15 protein-coding genes and 2 rRNA genes are annotated in these 19,743 nt (G+C 64.8%); 3 read left to right on the forward strand and 14 right to left on the reverse strand.

The genetic code is table 11. From position 1 onward, the window contains the following. Positions 1–63: 63 nt before the first annotated feature. The gene (locus AC1MFL_RS02350) at positions 64–552 is read right to left on the reverse strand and encodes an 8-oxo-dGTP diphosphatase (RefSeq protein ID WP_479813161.1); all 489 of its coding nucleotides are present in this window, start codon (positions 550–552) and stop codon (positions 64–66) included. Between the two features lie 117 nt (positions 553–669). On the opposite strand from AC1MFL_RS02350, the gene AC1MFL_RS02355 reads away from it, so the two are divergent. Further along, positions 670–1,044, forward strand: coding sequence for an N-acetyltransferase (locus AC1MFL_RS02355; RefSeq protein WP_479813163.1), 375 nt, complete (start codon positions 670–672; stop codon positions 1,042–1,044). 150 nt (positions 1,045–1,194) lie between these two features. Here the strand turns inward: AC1MFL_RS02355 and xerD are convergent, their stop codons facing one another. The 9 genes from xerD to AC1MFL_RS02400 form a co-directional block, all read right to left on the reverse strand. Further along, positions 1,195–2,244: a site-specific tyrosine recombinase XerD gene (gene xerD / locus AC1MFL_RS02360; protein WP_479813165.1), complete on the reverse strand. Its 1,050-nt coding sequence runs from the start codon at positions 2,242–2,244 to the stop codon at positions 1,195–1,197. After that, entirely contained in the window at positions 2,244–2,906 is a 663-nt protein-coding gene (locus AC1MFL_RS02365; RefSeq protein ID WP_479813167.1) for an NUDIX domain-containing protein, read from the reverse strand. Before AC1MFL_RS02365 ends, xerD begins: the two co-directional genes overlap by 1 nt. A 27-nt stretch (positions 2,907–2,933) precedes the next feature. Next, on the reverse strand, positions 2,934–4,745 hold the full coding sequence (locus AC1MFL_RS02370) for a CTP synthase (RefSeq protein WP_479813169.1): 1,812 nt from the start codon (positions 4,743–4,745) through the stop codon (positions 2,934–2,936). Between the two features lie 78 nt (positions 4,746–4,823). Then, positions 4,824–6,563 carry a DNA repair protein RecN gene (recN, locus tag AC1MFL_RS02375; protein WP_479813171.1) on the reverse strand — a complete coding sequence of 580 codons (1,740 nt, stop codon included), beginning with the start codon at positions 6,561–6,563 and terminating at the stop codon, positions 4,824–4,826. 3 nt (positions 6,564–6,566) lie between these two features. Then, positions 6,567–7,607 carry an NAD kinase gene (locus tag AC1MFL_RS02380; RefSeq protein WP_479813173.1) on the reverse strand — a complete coding sequence of 347 codons (1,041 nt, stop codon included), beginning with the start codon at positions 7,605–7,607 and terminating at the stop codon, positions 6,567–6,569. A 22-nt stretch (positions 7,608–7,629) separates the two neighbouring features. Then, positions 7,630–8,442 (reverse strand): TlyA family RNA methyltransferase, encoded by an 813-nt coding sequence (locus AC1MFL_RS02385; protein WP_479813175.1) that lies wholly within the window; start codon positions 8,440–8,442, stop codon positions 7,630–7,632. Continuing rightward, positions 8,429–8,749, reverse strand: coding sequence for a hypothetical protein (locus tag AC1MFL_RS02390; protein ID WP_479813177.1), 321 nt, complete (start codon positions 8,747–8,749; stop codon positions 8,429–8,431). The genes AC1MFL_RS02385 and AC1MFL_RS02390 overlap by 14 nt, the downstream gene beginning before the upstream one ends. Before the next feature lie 10 nt (positions 8,750–8,759). Continuing rightward, positions 8,760–9,749 (reverse strand): HAD-IIA family hydrolase, encoded by a 990-nt coding sequence (locus tag AC1MFL_RS02395; RefSeq protein ID WP_479813178.1) that lies wholly within the window; start codon positions 9,747–9,749, stop codon positions 8,760–8,762. Positions 9,750–9,755: 6 nt separating this feature from the next. Continuing rightward, on the reverse strand, positions 9,756–10,697 hold the full coding sequence (locus tag AC1MFL_RS02400; protein WP_479813180.1) for a hypothetical protein: 942 nt from the start codon (positions 10,695–10,697) through the stop codon (positions 9,756–9,758). On the opposite strand from AC1MFL_RS02400, the gene AC1MFL_RS02405 reads away from it, so the two are divergent. After that, positions 10,686–11,909 (forward strand): hypothetical protein, encoded by a 1,224-nt coding sequence (locus AC1MFL_RS02405; protein ID WP_479813182.1) that lies wholly within the window; start codon positions 10,686–10,688, stop codon positions 11,907–11,909. The two genes, AC1MFL_RS02400 and AC1MFL_RS02405, sit on opposite strands and share 12 nt — an antisense overlap. 46 nt (positions 11,910–11,955) lie before the next feature. Here the strand turns inward: AC1MFL_RS02405 and AC1MFL_RS02410 are convergent, their stop codons facing one another. Next, complete coding sequence (locus AC1MFL_RS02410; protein ID WP_479813184.1) at positions 11,956–12,372, reverse strand: hypothetical protein; 417 nt, start codon at positions 12,370–12,372, stop codon at positions 11,956–11,958. A 205-nt stretch (positions 12,373–12,577) separates the two neighbouring features. Continuing rightward, on the reverse strand, positions 12,578–14,137 hold the full coding sequence (locus AC1MFL_RS02415; protein WP_479813186.1) for a hypothetical protein: 1,560 nt from the start codon (positions 14,135–14,137) through the stop codon (positions 12,578–12,580). Between the two features lie 495 nt (positions 14,138–14,632). On the opposite strand from AC1MFL_RS02415, the gene AC1MFL_RS02420 reads away from it, so the two are divergent. Continuing rightward, positions 14,633–16,017, forward strand: a protein-coding gene (locus tag AC1MFL_RS02420; RefSeq protein ID WP_479813188.1) for an IS3 family transposase whose coding sequence is annotated in 2 segments (ribosomal slippage) — positions 14,633–14,951 and positions 14,951–16,017 — 1,386 coding nt in all. Because the reading frame shifts where the segments join, the coding sequence is not laid out codon by codon here. 132 nt (positions 16,018–16,149) lie between these two features. Here AC1MFL_RS02420 and rrf read toward each other — a convergent pair. Together rrf and AC1MFL_RS02430 are read right to left on the reverse strand one after the other, a co-directional pair. Next, a 5S ribosomal RNA gene (rrf, locus tag AC1MFL_RS02425) occupies positions 16,150–16,266 on the reverse strand. Between the two features lie 207 nt (positions 16,267–16,473). Further along, a 23S ribosomal RNA gene (locus tag AC1MFL_RS02430) occupies positions 16,474–19,608 on the reverse strand. Positions 19,609–19,743 lie beyond the last annotated feature (135 nt).

Below are 19,743 nucleotides of genomic sequence, written 5' to 3' on the forward strand. Positions count from 1 at the left end.
CCCCTGGAAAGTAGTGTCCTGAACTGCAGGCTAACTGATTTGTTTCCGGCTGGCCCGTCCGGGTTACATTTCCCCGGAGAGTTTTTCCACAGATGCCACAGTCTCGTTGTCCTCGTTCAGGACAACCACGACGTCGAGCACCTCGCCGGCCAAAGCGGACGGCAGCCAGTGCTCCGCGTCCTGCCACATCAGGTGCAGCGGCAGCGCCCCGGTATGGAACCATTCGGGCGTTATCTCCGCGCTCTCCGCCGGCTCGCCCTCCCAGCGTCGGGTGGTGAAGAGCCTGCAGTACATGTTCCACTCGGGGCGGCTGGGGAAGAGGAACTCGACGACGCCGGCATGGGCCAGGTCCTCCTGCCGGACGATGACTCCGGATTCTTCCCAGACTTCACGGACGACGGCTTCGGCGTCGCTCTCCCCCACTTCGACGTGGCCGCCAAGGCCCACGATCTTGCCCGTGCCGAACCCGGTCCGCTTCAGCCCCAGCAGCACTTCGGTGCCGTTTTCCGCGTCGCGGAGCAGGAAGCAAAGAGTGACTGGAGTGGGCTTCATGTGCTCCAGCCTATAGCTGCCGCAGGGTTCCGAAATGATCCGGTGACGTTGGCCGTGGTGCACATACTCGGGCGCGCAGAAAGTTCGCCAGCCCGAGGATTCTGGCAGGATGTAGTGATGTCGTTTACGCTGCGCGAACCCGCGCTCCCCGACGCGCCGCGGATCGCTGAACTGCACGTGGCCACTTGGCGGGAAGCGTATTCCCAGCTGCTCCCTGAGGACTTCTTCAGCGACGAACACGTCCAGAGCCGTCACCAGATGTGGAATCACGTTCTCGGGAATCCGCGGGAGGAATGGAGCATAAGAATCGCGGAGAGCGGTGGACAGGCGTTGCTTGATGCCACAGCGGGTGATGGACCCGCCATGCTTTGGGTCGCGAAGGACAATCCCCGGGCGGTGGCGTTCTATCTTCGCAACGGGTTCGAATTCGACGGCGCGGAGCAGACCGACCCCGGTGCCGAAAAGATTGTCGACGCCCGCATGGTGAGGTAGGGGCCTCCGACAATAACTGGCTGGTTGCCGCGCGAACCTGAACCTGGAACGACCGACAGCCGGAGGAGATCCTGCTCCAACAGAGTGCTGCCCGGGCGCTGATCCTCCCACACCCGGGCCAGCGGGACGAAAGCAAGCCGGGTGCTGACTTTAGCCCAGGGCCCGGGGATGCGCAGCGGCGTAGATCTCGCGCAGGGTGTCCGCCGTGACCAGGGTGTAGACCTGTGTGGTGGTAACCGAGGCATGGCCCAGCAGCTCCTGGACCACCCGGACGTCGGCCCCGCCCTCGAGCAGGTGCGTGGCGAAGGAGTGCCGCAGGGTGTGCGGCGAGACGTCCTTGGTGATGTTGGCCTTCTCGGCGGCGGACTTGAGGATGGTCCAGGCGCTCTGCCGGCTGATCCGCCCCCCGCGGGCGTTCAGGAACAGCGCAGGGGTCCCCTTGCCCTTGGCGGACAGCAGCGGGCGGCCCCGGACGAGGTAGGCGTCGAGGGCACGGGCACCGAAGGAACCGAGCGGGACCAGCCGCTCTTTGGAACCCTTGCCGAACAGCCGGACGATGGCCGGGCCGGTGTCCCCGGCCTCGCCGCTGTGCAGGGAAATGTCATCGACGTCGAGACCCACCGCTTCGCTGATCCGGGCGCCGGTGGAATAGAGGAACTCCAGCAGGGCCCGGTCGCGCAGCCCGGTGGCGGTGTCGGTTCGGACCGCTTCCAGGATCCTGGTGACTTCGTCGACGCTGATGGCTTTGGGCAGCCGCTTGCCGGGCATGGGCGGGTGGACGTCGCTGGCCGGGTCAGTCGGAGTGACGCCCTCAAGTGCCCAGAACTTGTGCAGGCCGCGCACCGCCACCACTGTCCGGGCCGCGGACCGGATGCCCAGGGCCGAGCCGCCGTCGGACCCGTCGGAGAGCGCCTGCACGAAGCCGGTGACGTCGTGCCGGGTGATCTCGTCGGGGCGTTGGCGGCCTGCGTGGGCCAGGTGCCGGGCGTAGCGGACCAGGTCCCGCCGGTAGGCGGATAGCGTGTTGGCCGCAAGCCCCCGTTCCACCCCCATGTGCTGCAGGTAGTCCGTCATGGCGCGGTCGATCGCTGTCAGCGCCCTGGCCGGGGCGGCCGACTGCCCGGACGCGGGCGGGCCGGCGGGTGCGGGGGCCGGGAGTTGCGCAGGTGCCGGGGACTCGGCGGTCAGCGGTTCCACCATCACCGCTGGCTGGGATGCGCGGGCCACGGCGCGTCACCGGGGCGGAGGCCCTTGAAGTTGTCGGCCCGGGCGGCCGCAGCGGCGAGGATTCCGACGACGGCGGACGGGTTGTGCAGGCGCCCCTCCAGTACGGCCAGCACGGCTGCATCCAAAGGGATCCAGTGCAGTTCGATTTCGGCCTCTTCGTCGGTGCGGACGTGGAGTTCGTGGCCGGGGACATCGCTCAGGTCCCTTGCGAGGTAAATGCGGATGGCTTCGCTGGAGGACCCGGGGGAATTGAAGAAGTCGGCCAGGACATTCCACTGGCCGGCAATGAGGTCGGCTTCCTCGGCGAGTTCACGTGCCGCTCCGGCCACGAAATCCTCCCCCTCAACATCGAGGAGCCCGGCCGGGATCTCCCAGAGGTCCATGCCGACGGGGTGCCGGTACTGCTTGATCAGGAGCACCTCGCCGTCATCGTTCATCGGGAGAACCGCCACCGCGCCCGGGTGTTCGATGTAGTCGCGGACGAGCGGATCGCCGTCGTCGTTTAGCTGGAAACTGTCACTGACAACGTCCCAGATCCGGCCTTCGTAGACCGTCCGGGACGACAAAAGACGGCGCGGGCTCGGTTCATCCGAAACCAGCCGTGCAGCTTGGGGGGTCTCAGGGTTACCGGGCATCGCGCCGTCCTTTGATTCAGTTGGTGGTTACTTCGACACTACCGGGGAAGACTTGGCGGCGGACGGAGTGCCCGCGGCTGTGTCTGCCTTTGCCTTGTCTGCAGTGGCTTTTGCGGCAGCGTTTGCGGCTTTGCTGCCGTTGCCCTTCTGGTGCTCCAGTGCGGCCTTCACCAGTCCGGAGAACAGTGCGTGCGGCCTGGTCGGGCGTGAGCTGAGCTCAGGGTGCGCCTGCGTGGCGACGTAGTACGGGTGGACTTCGCGGGGAAGCTCCACATACTCCACGAGCTTGCCGTCGGGCGACGTTCCGGAGAACACCAGTCCGTGGGCGGCGATCTGCTCGCGGTATTTGTTGTTGACCTCGTAGCGGTGGCGGTGCCGTTCGCTGACCTTGGTGGTGCCGTAGGTCTCGGCGACCACGGACCCTTCGTCCAGCTTGGCCTCGTACAGGCCCAGGCGCATGGTGCCGCCGAGGTCGCCCTTGCCGTCGACGATGTCCAGCTGCTCTTCCATCGTGGCAATGACCGGGTACTTGGAATCCGGCTCGAACTCCGACGAGGAAGCACCCTCGAGGCCGACCACGTTGCGGGCGTACTCGATCACCATGCACTGCAGGCCCAGGCAGAGGCCCAGGACCGGGAGCTTGGTTTCGCGGGCATACTTCAGCGCGCCGAGCTTGCCTTCGAGTCCGCGGATGCCGAAGCCGCCAGGGACACAGATCGCGTCGACGCCGTCGAGGGACTTGACCGCGCCCTCGTGGGTTTCGCATTCGTCCGAGGGGACCCAGCGGATCTTGACCTTGGTGTCGTTGGCGAAACCGCCGGCACGCAGCGCCTCGGTCACGGACAGGTAGGCGTCCGGCAGGTCGATGTACTTGCCGACCAGCGCGATTTCAACCTCGTGCTTGGGGTTGTGGACCGCGTCGAGGAGCCTGTCCCAGCTGGTCCAGTCGACGTCCTTGAACGGAAGGTCGAGGGCGCGGACGATGTAGGAGTCCAGGCCCTGGGAGTGCAGGGTCTTCGGGATGTCATAGATGCTCGGCGCATCCGGGCAGCCGATGACGGCGTCGATGTCGACGTCGCACATGCGGCCGATCTTGTCGCGCATGGGCTGCGGGACTTCGCGGTCCGAGCGGATCACGATCGCTTCGGGCTGGATGCCGATGGAACGCAGCGCGGCAACGGAGTGCTGCGTCGGTTTGGTCTTCAGTTCCTGCGACGGGCCGATGTACGGCACGAGTGAGACGTGCAGGAAGAACACGTTTCCGCGGCCGATGTCCTGGCGGACCTGGCGGGCGGATTCGAGGAACGGCTGCGACTCGATGTCGCCCACGGTGCCGCCGATTTCGGTGATGATCACGTCGGGGGCGTTTTTGCCCTCGGCGGGAAGCCGCATGCGGCGCTTGATCTCATCGGTGATGTGCGGGATGACCTGGACGGTGTCGCCGAGGTATTCGCCGCGGCGTTCCTTGGCGATGACCGTGGAGTAGACCTGGCCGGTCGTGACGTTGGCCGAGCCTTCGAGGTTCTCATCGAGGAAGCGCTCGTAGTGGCCGATGTCGAGGTCCGTTTCGGCGCCGTCGTCAGTGACGAAGACTTCGCCGTGCTGGAAGGGGTTCATCGTGCCCGGATCCACGTTCAGATAGGGATCGAGCTTTTGCATTGTTACAGACAAGCCGCGTGCCCGCAGGAGGTGACCGAGGCTCGAAGCCGTCAGTCCCTTACCGAGCGAGGACGCCACACCACCGGTGACGAAGATGTGTTTGGTCGTCTTGGACGAGCCCGGAAACCGGGAATTTACACGGGAATTTGATCGCTGCACCACGGAGTTCGAGCCTATCATCAATTCAGCCTTTCAAGGGTCTGTTCGGGGCAAAGCGCTGTGATTGTCGTCCCTGTCCCGGGCCGTCTTGGGACAGACTCAGGCCTGCTGCGGCAGGAGCCGGGCGTCGTCGAGCAGCTCCTGGGCGTGGGCCTGCGCGGATTCGGAATCCTCCTGGCCGGCGAGCATCCGGGCCAGTTCCCGGACGCGTTCGGCCTCGTCGAGGAGCCGGACGTCACTGGAGGTGAAGCCGGTTGCCGTGGCGCCGTCGCTGCCGCGCACGGAGGTCTTGGTGACCCGGATGTGCTGGTCGGCGAAGGCTGCCACTTGCGGCAGGTGGGTCACCACCAGCACCTGGACGTGCCGGGCCAGCATCGCCAGCCGCCGGCCGATCTCGACGGCGGCACGGCCGCCCACGCCGGCGTCGACCTCGTCAAAGACGAACGTCGGGACCGGGTCGACGGCGGCCAGCACCACTTCGATGGCAAGCATCACGCGGGACAGTTCACCGCCGGAGGCACCCTTGCCCAGCGGGCGGGCCGGGGCGCCGGAGTGCGGCTGGAGCAGGAAGGAGATCTCGTCCGCGCCGAACGGGCCCGGCTGCCCGCCGGACTCGACGGTGATGACCAGGGTGGCATCCGCCATCGCCAGGGCCTTGAGTTCCGCGCTGACGCGGGCGGAGAGTTCCTTGGCGGCCTTCTTCCGCAACTTGCTGATCCCCGCGGCCTGTTTGACCAGTTCGTCCCCGGCGCGGCCCACCTCGGCCTCCAGTGCCTCGATCCGGGTGGAGTCGTCCTGCAGTTCCAGGAACCGGGTCCGGGCCTGCTCAGCCCAGGCCAGGACCTCGTCGATGCTTGGGGCGTACTTGCGCACCAGCGTCGCCAGGGCGCCCCGGCGGTTCTCGATCTCGGCGAGCCGTTCCGGGCCTTCGGAGTCGAGGGCGGCCTGGTAGCTGGCGAGTTCGGTGGCGATGTCGTTGAGCAGGAAGCCCACCTCGGCGAGCCTGGCGGCCGCGGACCCGAGTTCCTCGTCGTGTTCGGCGACGTGCTCCAGGGTACGTTTGGCGGCATCGACCAAGGTGGTGGCATCGGCCTCCTCGCCGAAGTCCTCGGCGGTGAGTGCCTGGTGGGCCGTGGTGGCCGCGATCCTGAGTTCCTCGACGTTGGCGAGCTTGACGGCTTCGGCTTTGAGCGATTCGTCCTCCCCCGGCTGCGGGTCGACGGCGTCGATTTCGGCCAGGGCAGCTTCCAGGGATTCGGCCTCGCGGAGCCGTTCACGGGCGGCGCTGCGGAGCTCATCCAGCTGGCCCTGGCTGGACTTCCAGTGCGCGTGCAGCTGCTGGTAGGTGCCGAGCGTCGCCGCGAGGCTCTGCCCCGCGAATTTGTCGAGGGCCTCCCGTTGCGCGACCGGGCTTTTGAGCCGGATCTGGCCGGACTGGCCGTGGACCACGACGAGGGTTTCGCCGATTTCCGCGAGCACGCCCACGGGGGCGGTGCGCCCGCCGAGGTAGGCACGGCTTCGGCCGTCCGCGCCCACGCTGCGGGCGAGCAGCAGCTCGGCGCCGCCGTCGAACTCCTCAACCTCGGCCCCTGCCTCACGGGCGCGCGCCACGGCCGGGTGACCGGCGTCGAGCCTCACGGTGGCCTCGGCGGAGGCGCTCTTCGCGCCGCTGCGCACGGCCCCCGCGTCGGACCGTGCGCCGAGCAGGAGCCCGACGGCGGTCACCACCATGGTCTTGCCGGCTCCGGTTTCACCGGTCACCACGCTCAGGCCCGGGCCGAGGGGCAGCGTGGCGTCGGTGATGACACCCAGGTCGCGGATTCTCAGTTCTTCAAGCATGGTTCACTTCGCAGTCGATGGATCAGGGGTCTCGCCCGGCCCTGCATACGGCGGCCGGGCCTGCGGCGGAGCGGGAAGCGGGGACATCGGGCGGGGCGTGCGGATCACCGGCACCGGGCCGGTATGGACCGCGGCGGACTGCGGCATGGGTCCGCGCCAGCCCTGGATGGGAAGTTCGAACTTGCGCACCAGGCGGCCGGAGAAGGGCGTCTGGTGGGTGCGGGCGAGCCGCACGGGCGTGGCGGAGCGGGTCACTTCCACGCGCGCTCCGGGCGGGAGGTCGACCGAGCGGCGGCCGTCGCACCAGAGCACGCCCTGCGCGTCGGTACGGTTCAGGATTTCGACCGCGAGCCGGGAGCGGGGCGAGACGACCAGGGGCTTGGCGAAGAGCGCGTGGGCGCTGATCGGCACGATCAGGAGGGCCTCGACCTCGGGCCACACCACCGGTCCGCCGGCGGAGAACGCGTAGGCGGTGGAGCCGGTGGGGGTGGCGAGGACGACGCCGTCGCAGCCGAAGGACGTCAGGGGCCGTTCGTCGACTTCGGTGACCACTTCGAGCATCCGTTCCCGGTTGCCCTTTTCGATCGCGGCCTCGTTGAGGGCCCAGGTGTGCCAGATTTTCTGCCCGCGCACCCAGACCTGGACGTCGATGGTCATCCGCTCTTCCACGGTGTATTCGCGGCTCGCGATCCATTCGACGGTCTGGGCGAGGTCGGCCCGCTCGCTCTCGGCCAGGAATCCGACGTGGCCGAGGTTGACACCGAGCAGCGGCACATCGACCTCGCGCACCAGTTCCGCGGCGCGGAGGATCGTGCCGTCGCCGCCGAGCACCATCACGAGCTCGACGTCGGGCAGCATCACGTGGTCATGGAGGACCTCGACAGGCTGGTCGAGTCGTCCAAAGAAGCGGACCATGTCCCCGAGCTCGGATTTCAGCATGACCGGAACGATGCCGGAGTCGTGGAGCTGGGCGCATGCCTCCCAGGCAGCCTTGAGGGACTCCTCACGGCCGGTGTGGGCAAGGATGAGGACACGCCTGCTCATCGGGTTCCGCCTTCTAGTGCTTCTAGTACTTGGGCCAGATTGTTCCGAGTAACGCAGCAACGGCTGCGTCCCGCTCTTCGATCTTAGGCAGGTCTGTTCCAATCCCGCGCTTTATCCACAGGAAGTACTCCACGTTTCCGTCCTGGCCGGGCAGCGGGCTGCTGGCGAGGCCTTTGAGTTCCAGCCCGGAATCCATGGCTTCTGCCGCGACTTTGCCCACGGCGAGACGGCGTTCCCACTCCGAGGTCACGACGCCGGTGCGGCCCAGCCGGTCCTTGCCGATCTCGAACTGCGGCTTGACCATCAGGACCAGGTCCCCTCCGGGTTCCGTGCACGCCGCGAGGGAGGCCAGGACGAGGGTAAGGGAGATGAAGGACAGGTCCGCCACCGTCAGCGCCACCGGGACGCCGATCTCAGCCGGCGTCATGTAGCGGACGTTGAGGCCTTCGTGGACGGACACACGGGGGTCATTGCGGATCACGGGGACCAGCTGGTCATGACCGACATCAACGGCCACGACGTGGTCCGCCCCGCGGCGCAGGAGCACCTCGGTGAATCCGCCGGTGGAGGCACCGGCGTCGAGACACCGCTTGCCTTCGACCTCGACGGCGGGAAAGGCGTCGAGCGCGCCGGCCAGTTTGTGTCCGGCGCGGCTGACGTAGTTGTCCTCATCGGCGGCGGCGACGTCCAGGACCATGTCGTCCTGGACCTGGAGCGAGGCCTTTGCCAGCACTTCCCCGTTGGAGCTGACCTTGCCTTCGGCGACGAGGCGGGCGGCATGGGTTCGGGACCTCGCGAGCCCCCGGCTGACGAGGGCCTGGTCAAGCCTGCTCATGCGTGGTGTCCCCTGTTTCAGTGGTGGTTCCGGGTGTCTTTTGTCCTCCGGCGGGTCCTGCGACGCCCTCGTTCAGGGAGGCCAGCAGGTCGTCGTGCAGCCCGGCGTAGACCTCCCCGTGCAGCGCCACCGGCAGTTCAGGCAAATCACCGAGTCGGTCCAGGAGCGCCACCACCGCGGGGTCCACGGCCGCGTTCCCGGGAGCGCTCCCGGTGGCCTCGTCCGGCTCTGCCGGACGCGCAGGCCAGATGACCTGCGCGTCTTCCCCGGTGGTGTCCGTCCCGGGGGTGTCGTTGGGCTCGGTCATGGTGCCCAGTCTAGTGATCCAGCCATTCGAGGACCGGCGCCAGGGCGGTGGCGGTCTCCGGATTGGCTGTCCACCAGGCCGCACATGCGGCCCGCCAGGCGTCAAGGTCGCCGGGGTCGCCGGTGACCCGGACCGTCTGCCCGTGCACGACGGCGGAGGCCTCGCCGCAGCGGTGCTGCCCGGCGTCGAGCTCGATTGCCGGGTAGGGCCGGAAGAGGTCAGTGAGGTCGTTGATCAGGTAGTCGGGGCGTTCCCGGGTGCGGGCGGCGAGGATCGACTCCCGGCTGTCGACGCCGGTCAGGACGGCGACTGTGGCGAAGCCGGCGTTGTTGCCGCCGAGGATGTCTGTGTCCAGGCGGTCGCCGACGACAAGGGGCCGGTCCGCAGCCAGCCGCTTCGCGGCAGCATGGAACAAGGGAGCTTCCGGTTTGCCCGCGACGAGGGGCTGCTGCCCGGTGGCGGCAGCCACCGCCGCTACCAGCGTCCCGTTGCCGGGCGCCATGCCCCGGGCCTGGGGAATGGACATGTCCGTGTTGGTGGCCACCCACAGGGCCCCGCCGGCAACGACGTACGCGGCCTCCGCGAGATCCTTCCACCCGGTGTCCGGGTGGAACCCCTGCACGACGGCGACAGGCTGCTCGGCTTCGCTGCGGACCGGCACCAGCCCCGCGAGTTCAATCTCCTGGGCCAGCGACGCCCCGCCGGTGATGAGAACGCGGGATCCCGCAGGCAGCAGCGAAGCCAGCAGCTCCCCCGCGGCCTGCGAGGAGCTGACGACCTGGTGGTCCTCCGCCGGGGCACCCAGATCGCGCAGGTGCTGCGCCACCTCCGCGGGCGTCCGGGAAGCATTGTTGGTGACGTAGCCGAGGCCGACGCCGATCCCGGCGAGCCGGCGCAGGGATTCCACGGCGCCCGGTATGGCGTGGGGGCCCGCGTAGACCACGCCGTCGAGATCGGCGAGCAGGGCGTCGAAGGTCGAGATCAGTTCCGGTGCAGCCATTCCCGATCAGCCCTCGGCGCGTTCCGGCTCGCGGGAGTCGTCGTGGGACTCGTCGTGGGAACCCTCATGGGACCCGTCGTGTCCGGTTTCGCCGGTGTCTTCACCGGTCAGTACCTCGGAGCGGTCCAGGGCGTCCTTTTCCACGGAGTCGTCATCGGACTCGGCGTCGTCGGATTCCCAGAAGTCCGACTCGGCGTCGTCGGATCCTTCATCAAGGGTGTTCGCTGCCGCTTCGGCCGTTTCCGGCAGACCTGCAACGGCCGCTGCGCTGGCACCCCGCGGCGTCTGCTCCTGGTCAGCCGGCGCGGACCGTTGGGCGGCCTGCTCGGCGAGGAGGCGGCGCTGCTGCGCTTCCTCCCGGGCTTCCTCTTCCTCGTCCCAGCCGAGGTCGATGATGTCCGGGTCTTCCGAGACATCGAGGCCGAGTGCATTCTCTGCCACGGCTGCCTGGCGCTGCCACTTTTCCGCTTCGGCCGAGCGGCCCACCGCGGTCAAAGCATCGGCGTAGGCGCGGAACAGGCGCGGGCTGTAGGAGAAGGCCCGGTTGATGTCCAGCTGGGCGATTTCCAGTTCGGAGACGGCGGCGTCGAGCTGGCCCAGGTCGGCCCTCGCACCGGCGGCCACGATGGCCAGTTCCGCCTTGCCGGGAGCGTCGAGGTCCTTGGCTTCTTCGGAGCGTGCCATTTCCAGGGCGCGGTCGGGCCGGCCGAGACCACGTTCGCAGTCAGCCATAACAGGCAGGTGCATGTTGGAGCCGCTGATGCGCCGGTACGTACGGAACTCGCGCAGGGCTTCGCCGTAGTGGCCGGCGGCGTAGGCCGTGAGGCCCACGGCTTCACGGACGGCGGCGAGGCGGCCGCCGCGGCGGCTGGCTGCGAGGGCGTGCTGGAAGGCCAGCTCCGGTTCGTCGTCGATCAGGCGTCCGGCCATCACGAGGTGGCGGGCCACCCACTCGGCGCTGTTTTCCTCCAGGGTCTTGATCTGGTGCTGCGTGGCGCGGTCCAGTTCCTTGCCTGTGACGTCATCGTCGATCTGCGGCGAACGTTCACGGTCGGGACGGTTGGCGCTGCGCAGATCCCGGGCGTTGGGAACGCGGACCGGGCGGTCTTCTGCACGGTCGCGGCCGAACTGGCGGGGACCGGAGTCGCCGCGGTCAAAGCTGCGGGCAGGACGGTCATCACGGCTGCCGAACGGCTTACGGTCACGGTCTCCGCCACCACCGAAACTGGGACGCTGTCCCCCGCCTTCGCGCGGAGCACGATCACCATACGGCTTACGCTCGGCACCGCCACCGCTGTACGGCTTACGGTCACGGTCTCCGCCACCACCGAAACTGGGACGCTGTCCCCCGCCTTCGCGCGGAGCACGATCACCATACGGCTTACGCTCGGCACCGCCACCGCTGTACGGCTTACGGTCACGGTCACCGCCACCACCGAAACTGGGACGCTGTCCCCCGCCTTCGCGCGGAGCACGATCACCATACGGCTTACGCTCGGCACCGCCACCGCTGTACGGCTTACGGTCACGGTCACCGCCACCACCGAAACTGGGACGCTGACCCCCGCCTTCGCGCGGAGCACGATCACCATACGGCTTACGCTCGGCACCGCCACCGCTGTACGGCTTACGGTCACGGTCTCCGCCACCACCGAAACTGGGACGCTGTCCCCCGCCTTCGCGCGGAGCACGATCACCATACGGCTTACGCTCGGCACCGCCACCGCTGTACGGCTTACGGTCACGGTCTCCGCCACCACCGAAACTGGGACGCTGTCCCCCGCCTTCGCGCGGAGCACGATCACCATACGGCTTACGCTCGGCACCGCCACCGCTGTACGGCTTACGGTCGCCTTCGCGTGCCGGGCGGTCCCCGAAGGGCTTGCGGTCACGATCGCCGGCGGGAGGACGGGCGCCCTCGGCACCACGGTCATCGCGAGCACGGTACCCGCGGGGCTCGCCGCCGGAGTTGTTGGTGCCGCGGAAACCGCCGCCGCCCGAATTCCGTCCGCCGCCAAAGTTGCCGCGGTCTTTGCCGTCGCGATTACCGTCGTTGTGCTCAGCCATGCTGGATTCCTCCTATTGCGAGCCCCCGACTGGCACGCTGGCAGCCGTACTACTCTAGTTGCTTCTTGCCTGACGAGGACGAATCCGTGGTGAGCGGATTGCCTCGAGGCCAGCCTCTATTGTAGTCGAGTCCGGCGGCCTAGATTCTGGCGGTCTCCGCCAACTTCCTCAGCACCGCTTGCCCTTCCGCCGGTTCCCAGGTGGAGATCTCCTGGGGCTGGGAAACGACGAACCTCCAGACCTGGGTTCCCCGGGCCACGGCCAGGACGTGCTCCGTTGTCTGGCTGAGCCGGTTCGTGGCGTAGCGGGCTTCACCCCACAGGCCCGTGACTTCCGTGGGGGACATCATGGCCTCCCACGGGTCGGCAGCCGCACGGCTAGCCGCGTCCGGGTAAGTGACAACTTCCAGGATTACCGCGTGGGTCGTCGTGCCGGCCTCGTCGAGGGGGTAAACGCAGTTTTCGTGCCTGACACCGGCGGGACTCACTGTCCCGGCAACTTCACCGGTCTGGATGTTCCCCGCCGCGTCCCCGAGGGCCGACTTGATCTGCTCCACATTCAGGAGGGAACACGCCCCCACTTCACTGGTGGGAATCAGCGACGATCCGTCACGGGCGGTGGCGGGCGAAGAACTGGTGGGACTCGCCGCGGCCGTGGATCCAGCCGACGTCGACGCCCCCGTACTGGCGGACGGGGAGGACCCGCTGCACGCCGACAGTCCAACCGCGAGGATCAATCCGAGGCCCGCAAGCCCCGTCGTCTTAGTTGAAAACATCATCTCCGACTCCCATGATGATTCGGTCTCCGGGAACAGCCCCCTGCTGGAACCTCACGACGTCTGCCTCGTTGAGGGAAATGCAGCCCCAGGTGGGGACCCTGTTGGCGTGAAGGAAGATCGCAAAGCCGGCATTCATTTGGATTGTTGAGTCCGGCGGCCGGTTGTAGTTGATCACAACTCCCTGGCGATAATCATGGGACGGCCGTGTTGCGTAGTACCACATGTTTTCGTCCGGGAAAATGTCGGCACTGGATTCGAAGTACTTGTTGTAGTTGGAGTTCAACCGGCCACCCCACCGTGAGAACTGGTTGACCTGGAGGTAGGAGAGTGCGGTTCCCGGGTTTCCGAGGCCAAATGCTTCCGTCACCGAGAACGATCCGGTCGGCGAAAACTTGTTGATGGTGGGACCGGAGGCGACGCCGGGCCGCGCAAATCCGCTCTCCCCGGCATAGCCGGCCACGGACCACTCTTCCTGGTAGGCCCCGTTGGCGCGGACGCACGTGGTGAAGGTTACCGGTGTTGCAGGATAGCCCTCGGCAATTGCGAAGGAGACCCTCGCCGGCCCAGCGCCCAGGTATCGCACGGCGTTTCGGTTCAAAGATTCGCAGTAGCCCGCAGACCGGAGGTGGTAATTGACACCCAAGCCGGCTGTCCAGGTGAACCGGCCGTACTGAAACTCCTGTGAACACGGGCTGGCGCCGGAACAGGATTCGGCGGCGACCGGATAGCCCAGTGAGCCTGCCTCCCAGGACCTGGCACCGTAGCTGGAGAGGATGGCACCCCACATTGGCTGCGCGCCGCCAAAGGGCGACCAGTACATGACGCCGCCTTCGAAACGCTGGACGCAGCCGTCATTCCTCAGGCCGCAGGTCTCGTCACTGACGGCGTAGCCCAGGCGTCCGGATTCCCAATTCAAGGTGGCCCAGCGGGCAGCAATGGCCGCCCAGGTTGCGTGAGCTCCGCTCGCAGCGGACCAGTGAACGGCCCCGCCTTCGAAACGCTGGACACATCCCCCGTTTTTCAGGCCACAAATTTCGTCGCTGGTGGGGTAGCCGAGACGGCCAGACTCCCAGTTCAGTTCGGCCCACTTTGCGGCGATGGCCGCCCAGGTTGCGTAGGCTCCGGTCGCAGCGGACCAGTGAACGGCCCCGCCTTCGAAACGCTGGACACAACCGGCGTTCTTCAGTGTGCATACCTGTTCGCTGATGGGATAGCCGAGACGCCCGGACTCCCAGTTCAGGGCCGCCCACTTTGCGGCAATGGCCGCAGTTGTTGCGTGGGCTCCTGTCGCAGCAGACCAGTGAATGGCGCCGTGTTCGTAACGTTGGACACATCCGCTGTCCCGCAACTCACAAAAGACGGTGGAGGCAACGGCACCCAGCCAGCCCGTCTCGCCGCCCAGGGACAACCAGCGGGCCTGGATGGCCGAATCGCCGGCACCGACCGCGGCTACCCCCGAGGGCAGGTCCTCGGCGGTGGCGGTGCTTGTCGGCCCCGGCTCAGACGAGGGCGTCGGCGTGCCCGACGGTGTCGTTCCAGGCACGGCCATGGTGGGCGCCGGCGTTGCCGGCGGCGCGGAGGTCGCAGGTCCGGAGGTGGCTGACGGGTCGGGCGAAACCGTAGGCTCCGCTCCAGGTGACGGCTGCAGGCTGGCGGTTATGGCGGGACTAATGGCAGGTAGATCTTCGGCGTGAGCCGGAACCGTCGACGTCGCCGCAGCGGCCGCCAGGATTGCCACCAAGGCAATCACTTTTGGAAATTTCACTAAACCACTCCCCCAAATCGAATAGTGGACGCTTTTGTTCCACCCGGGCCGCGGTTTGCAAGCCCCACCAAATACTAACGGGGGCCGGTACGTCGCAGGCGAGGGCGCACCGGTGACAAAGTAGCAGTAATCACATATTGCGGGTGCCCTACGTGTCAGGCTGGAACGGTACCAAGGGCTCATAGCAAGTCCGCTTAATCGCGTGGGGCGAGAACGAGGAATCCAGTAATCATGTCCAGTCCAGTTTTGAGTGCCGTAGGCCAAGATGGTCCTATGAACAGTCCCGGACCGCGTTCTGGTGGACCGACCCAGCGACGGTCGTTCACCCCAGTGCAGAAGCTTGAATATTTGGCCTCGTACGAGGCGGCATGCCAAGGCAACGAAGGGGGTGCGTTCCTGCGCCGCGAGGGCCTGTATTCCTCGCAGATGACTGAATGGCGCCGGCTCCGTGATGCAGGCGTTTTGGCGGGCAAGAAGCCCGGGGAGACAATCGGGAAGCTGTCGGCGGAGCAGGCTGAGATCGCGCGGTTGCGCCGCCAGCTGGGGGTGAGTGAGAGCCGGTTGAAACGATCCGAGGCAGCCCTGGGAATCATGGAAAAACTCTCGGCGTTCTTAGAGAACGCCATTCAGGAATCACCGGACGAGCCGAAGTCCAAGAAGAACTGATGGCCGCCTACCACGGCCTGCGCCAACAACAGGTCCCCACCCGGCGGGCGGCCTCCCTGACCGGCGTCTCACGCACCACGGTTTACCGCAAGATCTCACCGCCCCGGGAGGCGGCGGCGGTGACGCCACCGAACAAGCTCAGCCCTGCCGAGCGGGCTGCGGTGTTGGCGGTGTTGAACGCCCCCGAGTTCGTGGACCTGGCCCCGATGCAGGTCTATGCGAAGCTCCTGGATGCGGGCGTCTATCTGGGTTCATTGTCAACGTTCTACCGGGTGTTGGAGGAGAACAAACAGGTCAAGGAACGCCGCCGCCTGGCCAAGCACCCTCCCCGGGCCGTTCCCGAACTCGTGGCCACCGCCCCGGGCCAGGTGCTGACGTGGGACATTACGAAGCTGGCCGGGCCCGTGAAGGGCAGATACTACGACTGCTACATGATGGTCGACATCCACTCCCGCTTCATTGTCGGCGCGCACGTGCACGCCAGCGAATCTGCGGTTCTAGCGGTGGAGATGATGAAGGAAATCTTCGGTATCCACGGCATCCCGCAAGTGGTGCATGCGGAAAGGGGGACCTCGATGACGTCCAAGACTGTGGCCGCGCTGCTCTCGGACTTGGAGGTCACCCGGTCACATTCCCGGCCCCGGGTGAGCAACGATAATCCGTACTCAGAAAGCCTCTTCAAGACCATGAAATACGGGCCCATGTTTCCCGAACGCTTCGCTTCACTTGGCGATGCCAGGGCCTTTATCAGCGAGTTTGTGGACTGGTACAACCATCACCACCAGCATTCCGGGATCGGCTTCCACACGCCCGCGAACGTCCATTACAGGCTCGCCGCCGGCATCGCCAAGGAACGCTCCGCAATCCTCGCCGCAGCGAGGGCGAGACACCCCAACCGCTTCACCAAAACCACCGACCCCAAAATCCTGGCCCTGCCCGGGCCCGCATGGATCAATCAGCCCAAGGAAAACACTGAACAGTCAGCCGCCTAACTCCCGTTGGTACCGTTCAGCTTGAAAAATTCCGGTGCCGCGCCACCTGGTCCGGTGCCTCATATTCCGTTTTGGTTGTTAAATGCGGGAGAGCCCCAACCTGTGGTTGGGGCTCTCGACCGTTTAATGATGTTCCGGCGGTGACCTACTCTCCCACACCCTCCCGGGTGCAGTACCATCGGCGCTGTGGGTCTTAGCTTCCGGGTTCGGAATGGGACCGGGCGTTTCCCCCACGCTATGACCGCCGTAACCCTTGCTCCGACACCCCCGCGGGGGGGTGTGGAAATCTGGTGTTACAACTGTGGTGTTGTTATGTTGTTGTGGTTTTGTTCCCTGGAACAAACACGCTGATGGCGGGTTTGTTGTTTGGGAACCACATAGTGGACGCAAGCAGTCTTGTTTCTTTTTACCACCCGCTGGTGCGAGCCCCTTTTGAATGGGTTCGCGGGGTGGTGTGTGGTGTAAGTTATCGGCCTATTAGTACCGGTCAGCTTCACGAGTCGTTAGTCCTCGCTTCCACATCCGGCCTATCAACCCAGTGGTCTGGCTGGGGGCCTCTCACACACAAGGTGTATGGAAATCTCATCTCGAAGCGAGCTTCCCGCTTAGATGCTTTCAGCGGTTATCCCATCCGAACGTAGCTAATCAGCGGTGCACTTGGCAGTACAACTGACACACCAGAGGTTCGTCCGTCCCGGTCCTCTCGTACTAAGGACAGCCCTTCTCAAATTTCCTGCGCGCGCAGCGGATAGGGACCGAACTGTCTCACGACGTTCTAAACCCAGCTCGCGTACCGCTTTAATGGGCGAACAGCCCAACCCTTGGGACCTACTCCAGCCCCAGGATGCGACGAGCCGACATCGAGGTGCCAAACCATGCCGTCGATATGGACTCTTGGGCAAGATCAGCCTGTTATCCCCGAGGTACCTTTTATCCGTTGAGCGACGGCCATTCCACAATGTACCGCCGGATCACTAGTCCCGACTTTCGTCCCTGCTCGAGATGTCTCTCTCACAGTCAAGCTCCCTTGTGCACTTACACTCGACACCTGATTGCCAACCAGGCTGAGGGAACCTTTGGGCGCCTCCGTTACTTTTTAGGAGGCAACCGCCCCAGTTAAACTACCCATCAGGCACTGTCCCTGACCCGGATTACGGGCCGAAGTTAGATGTCCAAAGTGACCAGAGTGGTATTTCAACGATGACTCCACCCGAACTGGCGTCCGGGCTTCAACGTCTCCCACCTATCCTACACAAGCCACTCCGAACACCAATACCAAACTATAGTAAAGGTCTCGGGGTCTTTCCGTCCTGCTGCGCGTAACGAGCATCTTTACTCGTACTGCAATTTCGCCGAGTTTATGGTTGAGACAGCGGGGAAGTCGTTACTCCATTCGTGCAGGTCGGAACTTACCCGACAAGGAATTTCGCTACCTTAGGATGGTTATAGTTACCACCGCCGTTTACTGGGGCTTGAATTCTCAGCTTCGCCTTGCGGCTAACCGGTCCTCTTAACCTTCCAGCACCGGGCAGGAGTCAGTCCGTATACATCGTCTTGCGACTTCGCACGGACCTGTGTTTTTAGTAAACAGTCGCTTCCCCCTGGTCTCTGCGGCCCCTGCACGCTCCGGACAGCAAGTGTCCATCACGATGGGGGCCCCCCTTCTCCCGAAGTTACGGGGGCATTTTGCCGAGTTCCTTAACCATAATTCTCTCGATCGCCTTAGTATTCTCTACCTGATCACCTGTGTCGGTTTGGGGTACGGGCGGCTAAAACCTCGCGTCGATGCTTTTCTAGGCAGCATAGGATCACCGAATCCCCCCTTACGGGAGTCCCATCGGATCTCAGGCATCATGAACGGCGGATTTGCCTACCGTTCGCCCTACATCCTTAGACCGGGACAACCATCGCCCGGCTCGGCTACCTTCCTGCGTCACACCTGTTAATACGCTTGCCTCCCAGGATCAGGTCCCGCGCTCCACCAAAACCCTCACACCACAAGGGCGCTCAGGCAGGCTTCGGGCAGTTAGTATCCCCTGTTCAGCATGGACGGTTTTTCGCCGGTACGGGAATATCAACCCGTTGTCCATCGACTACGCCTGTCGGCCTCGCCTTAGGTCCCGACTTACCCAGGGCAGATTAGCTTGACCCTGGAACCCTTGATCATTCGGCGGACGGGTTTCTCACCCGTCTTTCGCTACTCATGCCTGCATTCTCACTCGTGTAGGCTCCACCGCTGGTTTACACCGCGACTTCACTGCCCACACGACGCTCCCCTACCACTCCAGACGCCTGAACCAACCCACAAGGGGCGGCTTAGCAAATATCTGAAGTCCACAACTTCGGCGGTGTACTTGAGCCCCGCTACATTGTCGGCGCGGAATCACTTGACCAGTGAGCTATTACGCACTCTTTTAAGGATGGCTGCTTCTAAGCCAACCTCCTGGTTGTCTTCGCAACTCCACATCCTTTCCCACTTAGCACACGCTTAGGGGCCTTAGTTGGTGGTCTGGGCTGTTTCCCTCTCGACTATGAAGCTTATCCCCCACAGTCTCACTGCTGCGCTCTCACTTACCGGCATTCGGAGTTTGGCTGACGTCAGTAACCTTGTAGGGCCCATTAGCCATCCAGTAGCTCTACCTCCGGTAAGAAACACGCAACGCTGCACCTAAATGCATTTCGGGGAGAACCAGCTATCACGAAGTTTGATTGGCCTTTCACCCCTACCCACAGCTCATCCCCTCCATTTTCAACTGAAGTGGGTTCGGTCCTCCACGACGTCTTACCGTCGCTTCAACCTGGCCATGGGTAGATCACTTCGCTTCGGGTCTAGATCACGCCACTGCAACGCCCTATTCAGACTCGCTTTCGCTACGGCTTCCCCACACGGGTTAACCTCGCGACGTAACACTAACTCGCAGGCTCATTCTTCAAAAGGCACGCCGTCACCAGAATCAGACTGGCTCCGACGGATTGTAAGCACACGGTTTCAGGTACTGTTTCACTCCCCTCCCGGGGTACTTTTCACCTTTCCCTCACGGTACTGGTCCGCTATCGGTCATTAGGGAGTATTTAGGCTTATCAGGTGGTCCTGACAGATTCACACGGGATTTCTCGGGCCCCGTGCTACTTGGGATACTCCCCGGGCGGTACACAACATTTCGGTTACGGGGCTCACACCCTCTCTGGCCGGCCTTTCAAGACCGTTCACCTATGCCTGTACTACACACCCCACTGTCCCGGCAGAGACAGAATGGGAAGTCCCACAACCCCGACCATGCAACGCCCGCCGGCTATCACACATGGAACGGTTTAGCCTGATCCGCGTTCGCTCGCCACTACTGACGGAATCACTATTGTTTTCTCTTCCTGCGGGTACTGAGATGTTTCACTTCCCCGCGTTCCCTCCACGCACCCTATGTGTTCAGATGCGGGTCACCAGGTAACTCGCGCCCCTGGCGGGGTTTCCCCATTCGGACACCCTGGGATCACAGTCCGGTTATCGACTCCCCCAGGCTTATCGCAGATTCCTACGTCCTTCTTCGGCTCCTAATGCCAAGGCATCCACCGTGTGCTCTTAAAAACTTGACCACAAAAGATCAAAAACGCTAATTTTCGAGAGAACCACGGAAACCACCACCACCGCCCCGAAGGACAACAGCGACAGATCCAGGTTCATATTCTTGGAAATTGCTTCTTATAAAAGATGCTCGCGTCCACTATGTA

It is taken from the genome of Arthrobacter sp. BG3 (assembly GCF_056680185.1).

Coding starts and splice junctions, on each gene's coding strand:
- AC1MFL_RS02350 (WP_479813161.1), bottom strand. CDS start 552: ATGAAGCCCACTCCAGTCACTCTTTGCTTCCTGCTCCGCGACGCGGAA.
- AC1MFL_RS02355 (WP_479813163.1), top strand. CDS start 670: ATGTCGTTTACGCTGCGCGAACCCGCGCTCCCCGACGCGCCGCGGATC.
- xerD (WP_479813165.1), bottom strand. CDS start 2,244: ATGGTGGAACCGCTGACCGCCGAGTCCCCGGCACCTGCGCAACTCCCG.
- AC1MFL_RS02365 (WP_479813167.1), bottom strand. CDS start 2,906: ATGCCCGGTAACCCTGAGACCCCCCAAGCTGCACGGCTGGTTTCGGAT.
- AC1MFL_RS02370 (WP_479813169.1), bottom strand. CDS start 4,745: ATGATAGGCTCGAACTCCGTGGTGCAGCGATCAAATTCCCGTGTAAAT.
- recN (WP_479813171.1), bottom strand. CDS start 6,563: ATGCTTGAAGAACTGAGAATCCGCGACCTGGGTGTCATCACCGACGCC.
- AC1MFL_RS02380 (WP_479813173.1), bottom strand. CDS start 7,607: ATGAGCAGGCGTGTCCTCATCCTTGCCCACACCGGCCGTGAGGAGTCC.
- AC1MFL_RS02385 (WP_479813175.1), bottom strand. CDS start 8,442: ATGAGCAGGCTTGACCAGGCCCTCGTCAGCCGGGGGCTCGCGAGGTCC.
- AC1MFL_RS02390 (WP_479813177.1), bottom strand. CDS start 8,749: ATGACCGAGCCCAACGACACCCCCGGGACGGACACCACCGGGGAAGAC.
- AC1MFL_RS02395 (WP_479813178.1), bottom strand. CDS start 9,749: ATGGCTGCACCGGAACTGATCTCGACCTTCGACGCCCTGCTCGCCGAT.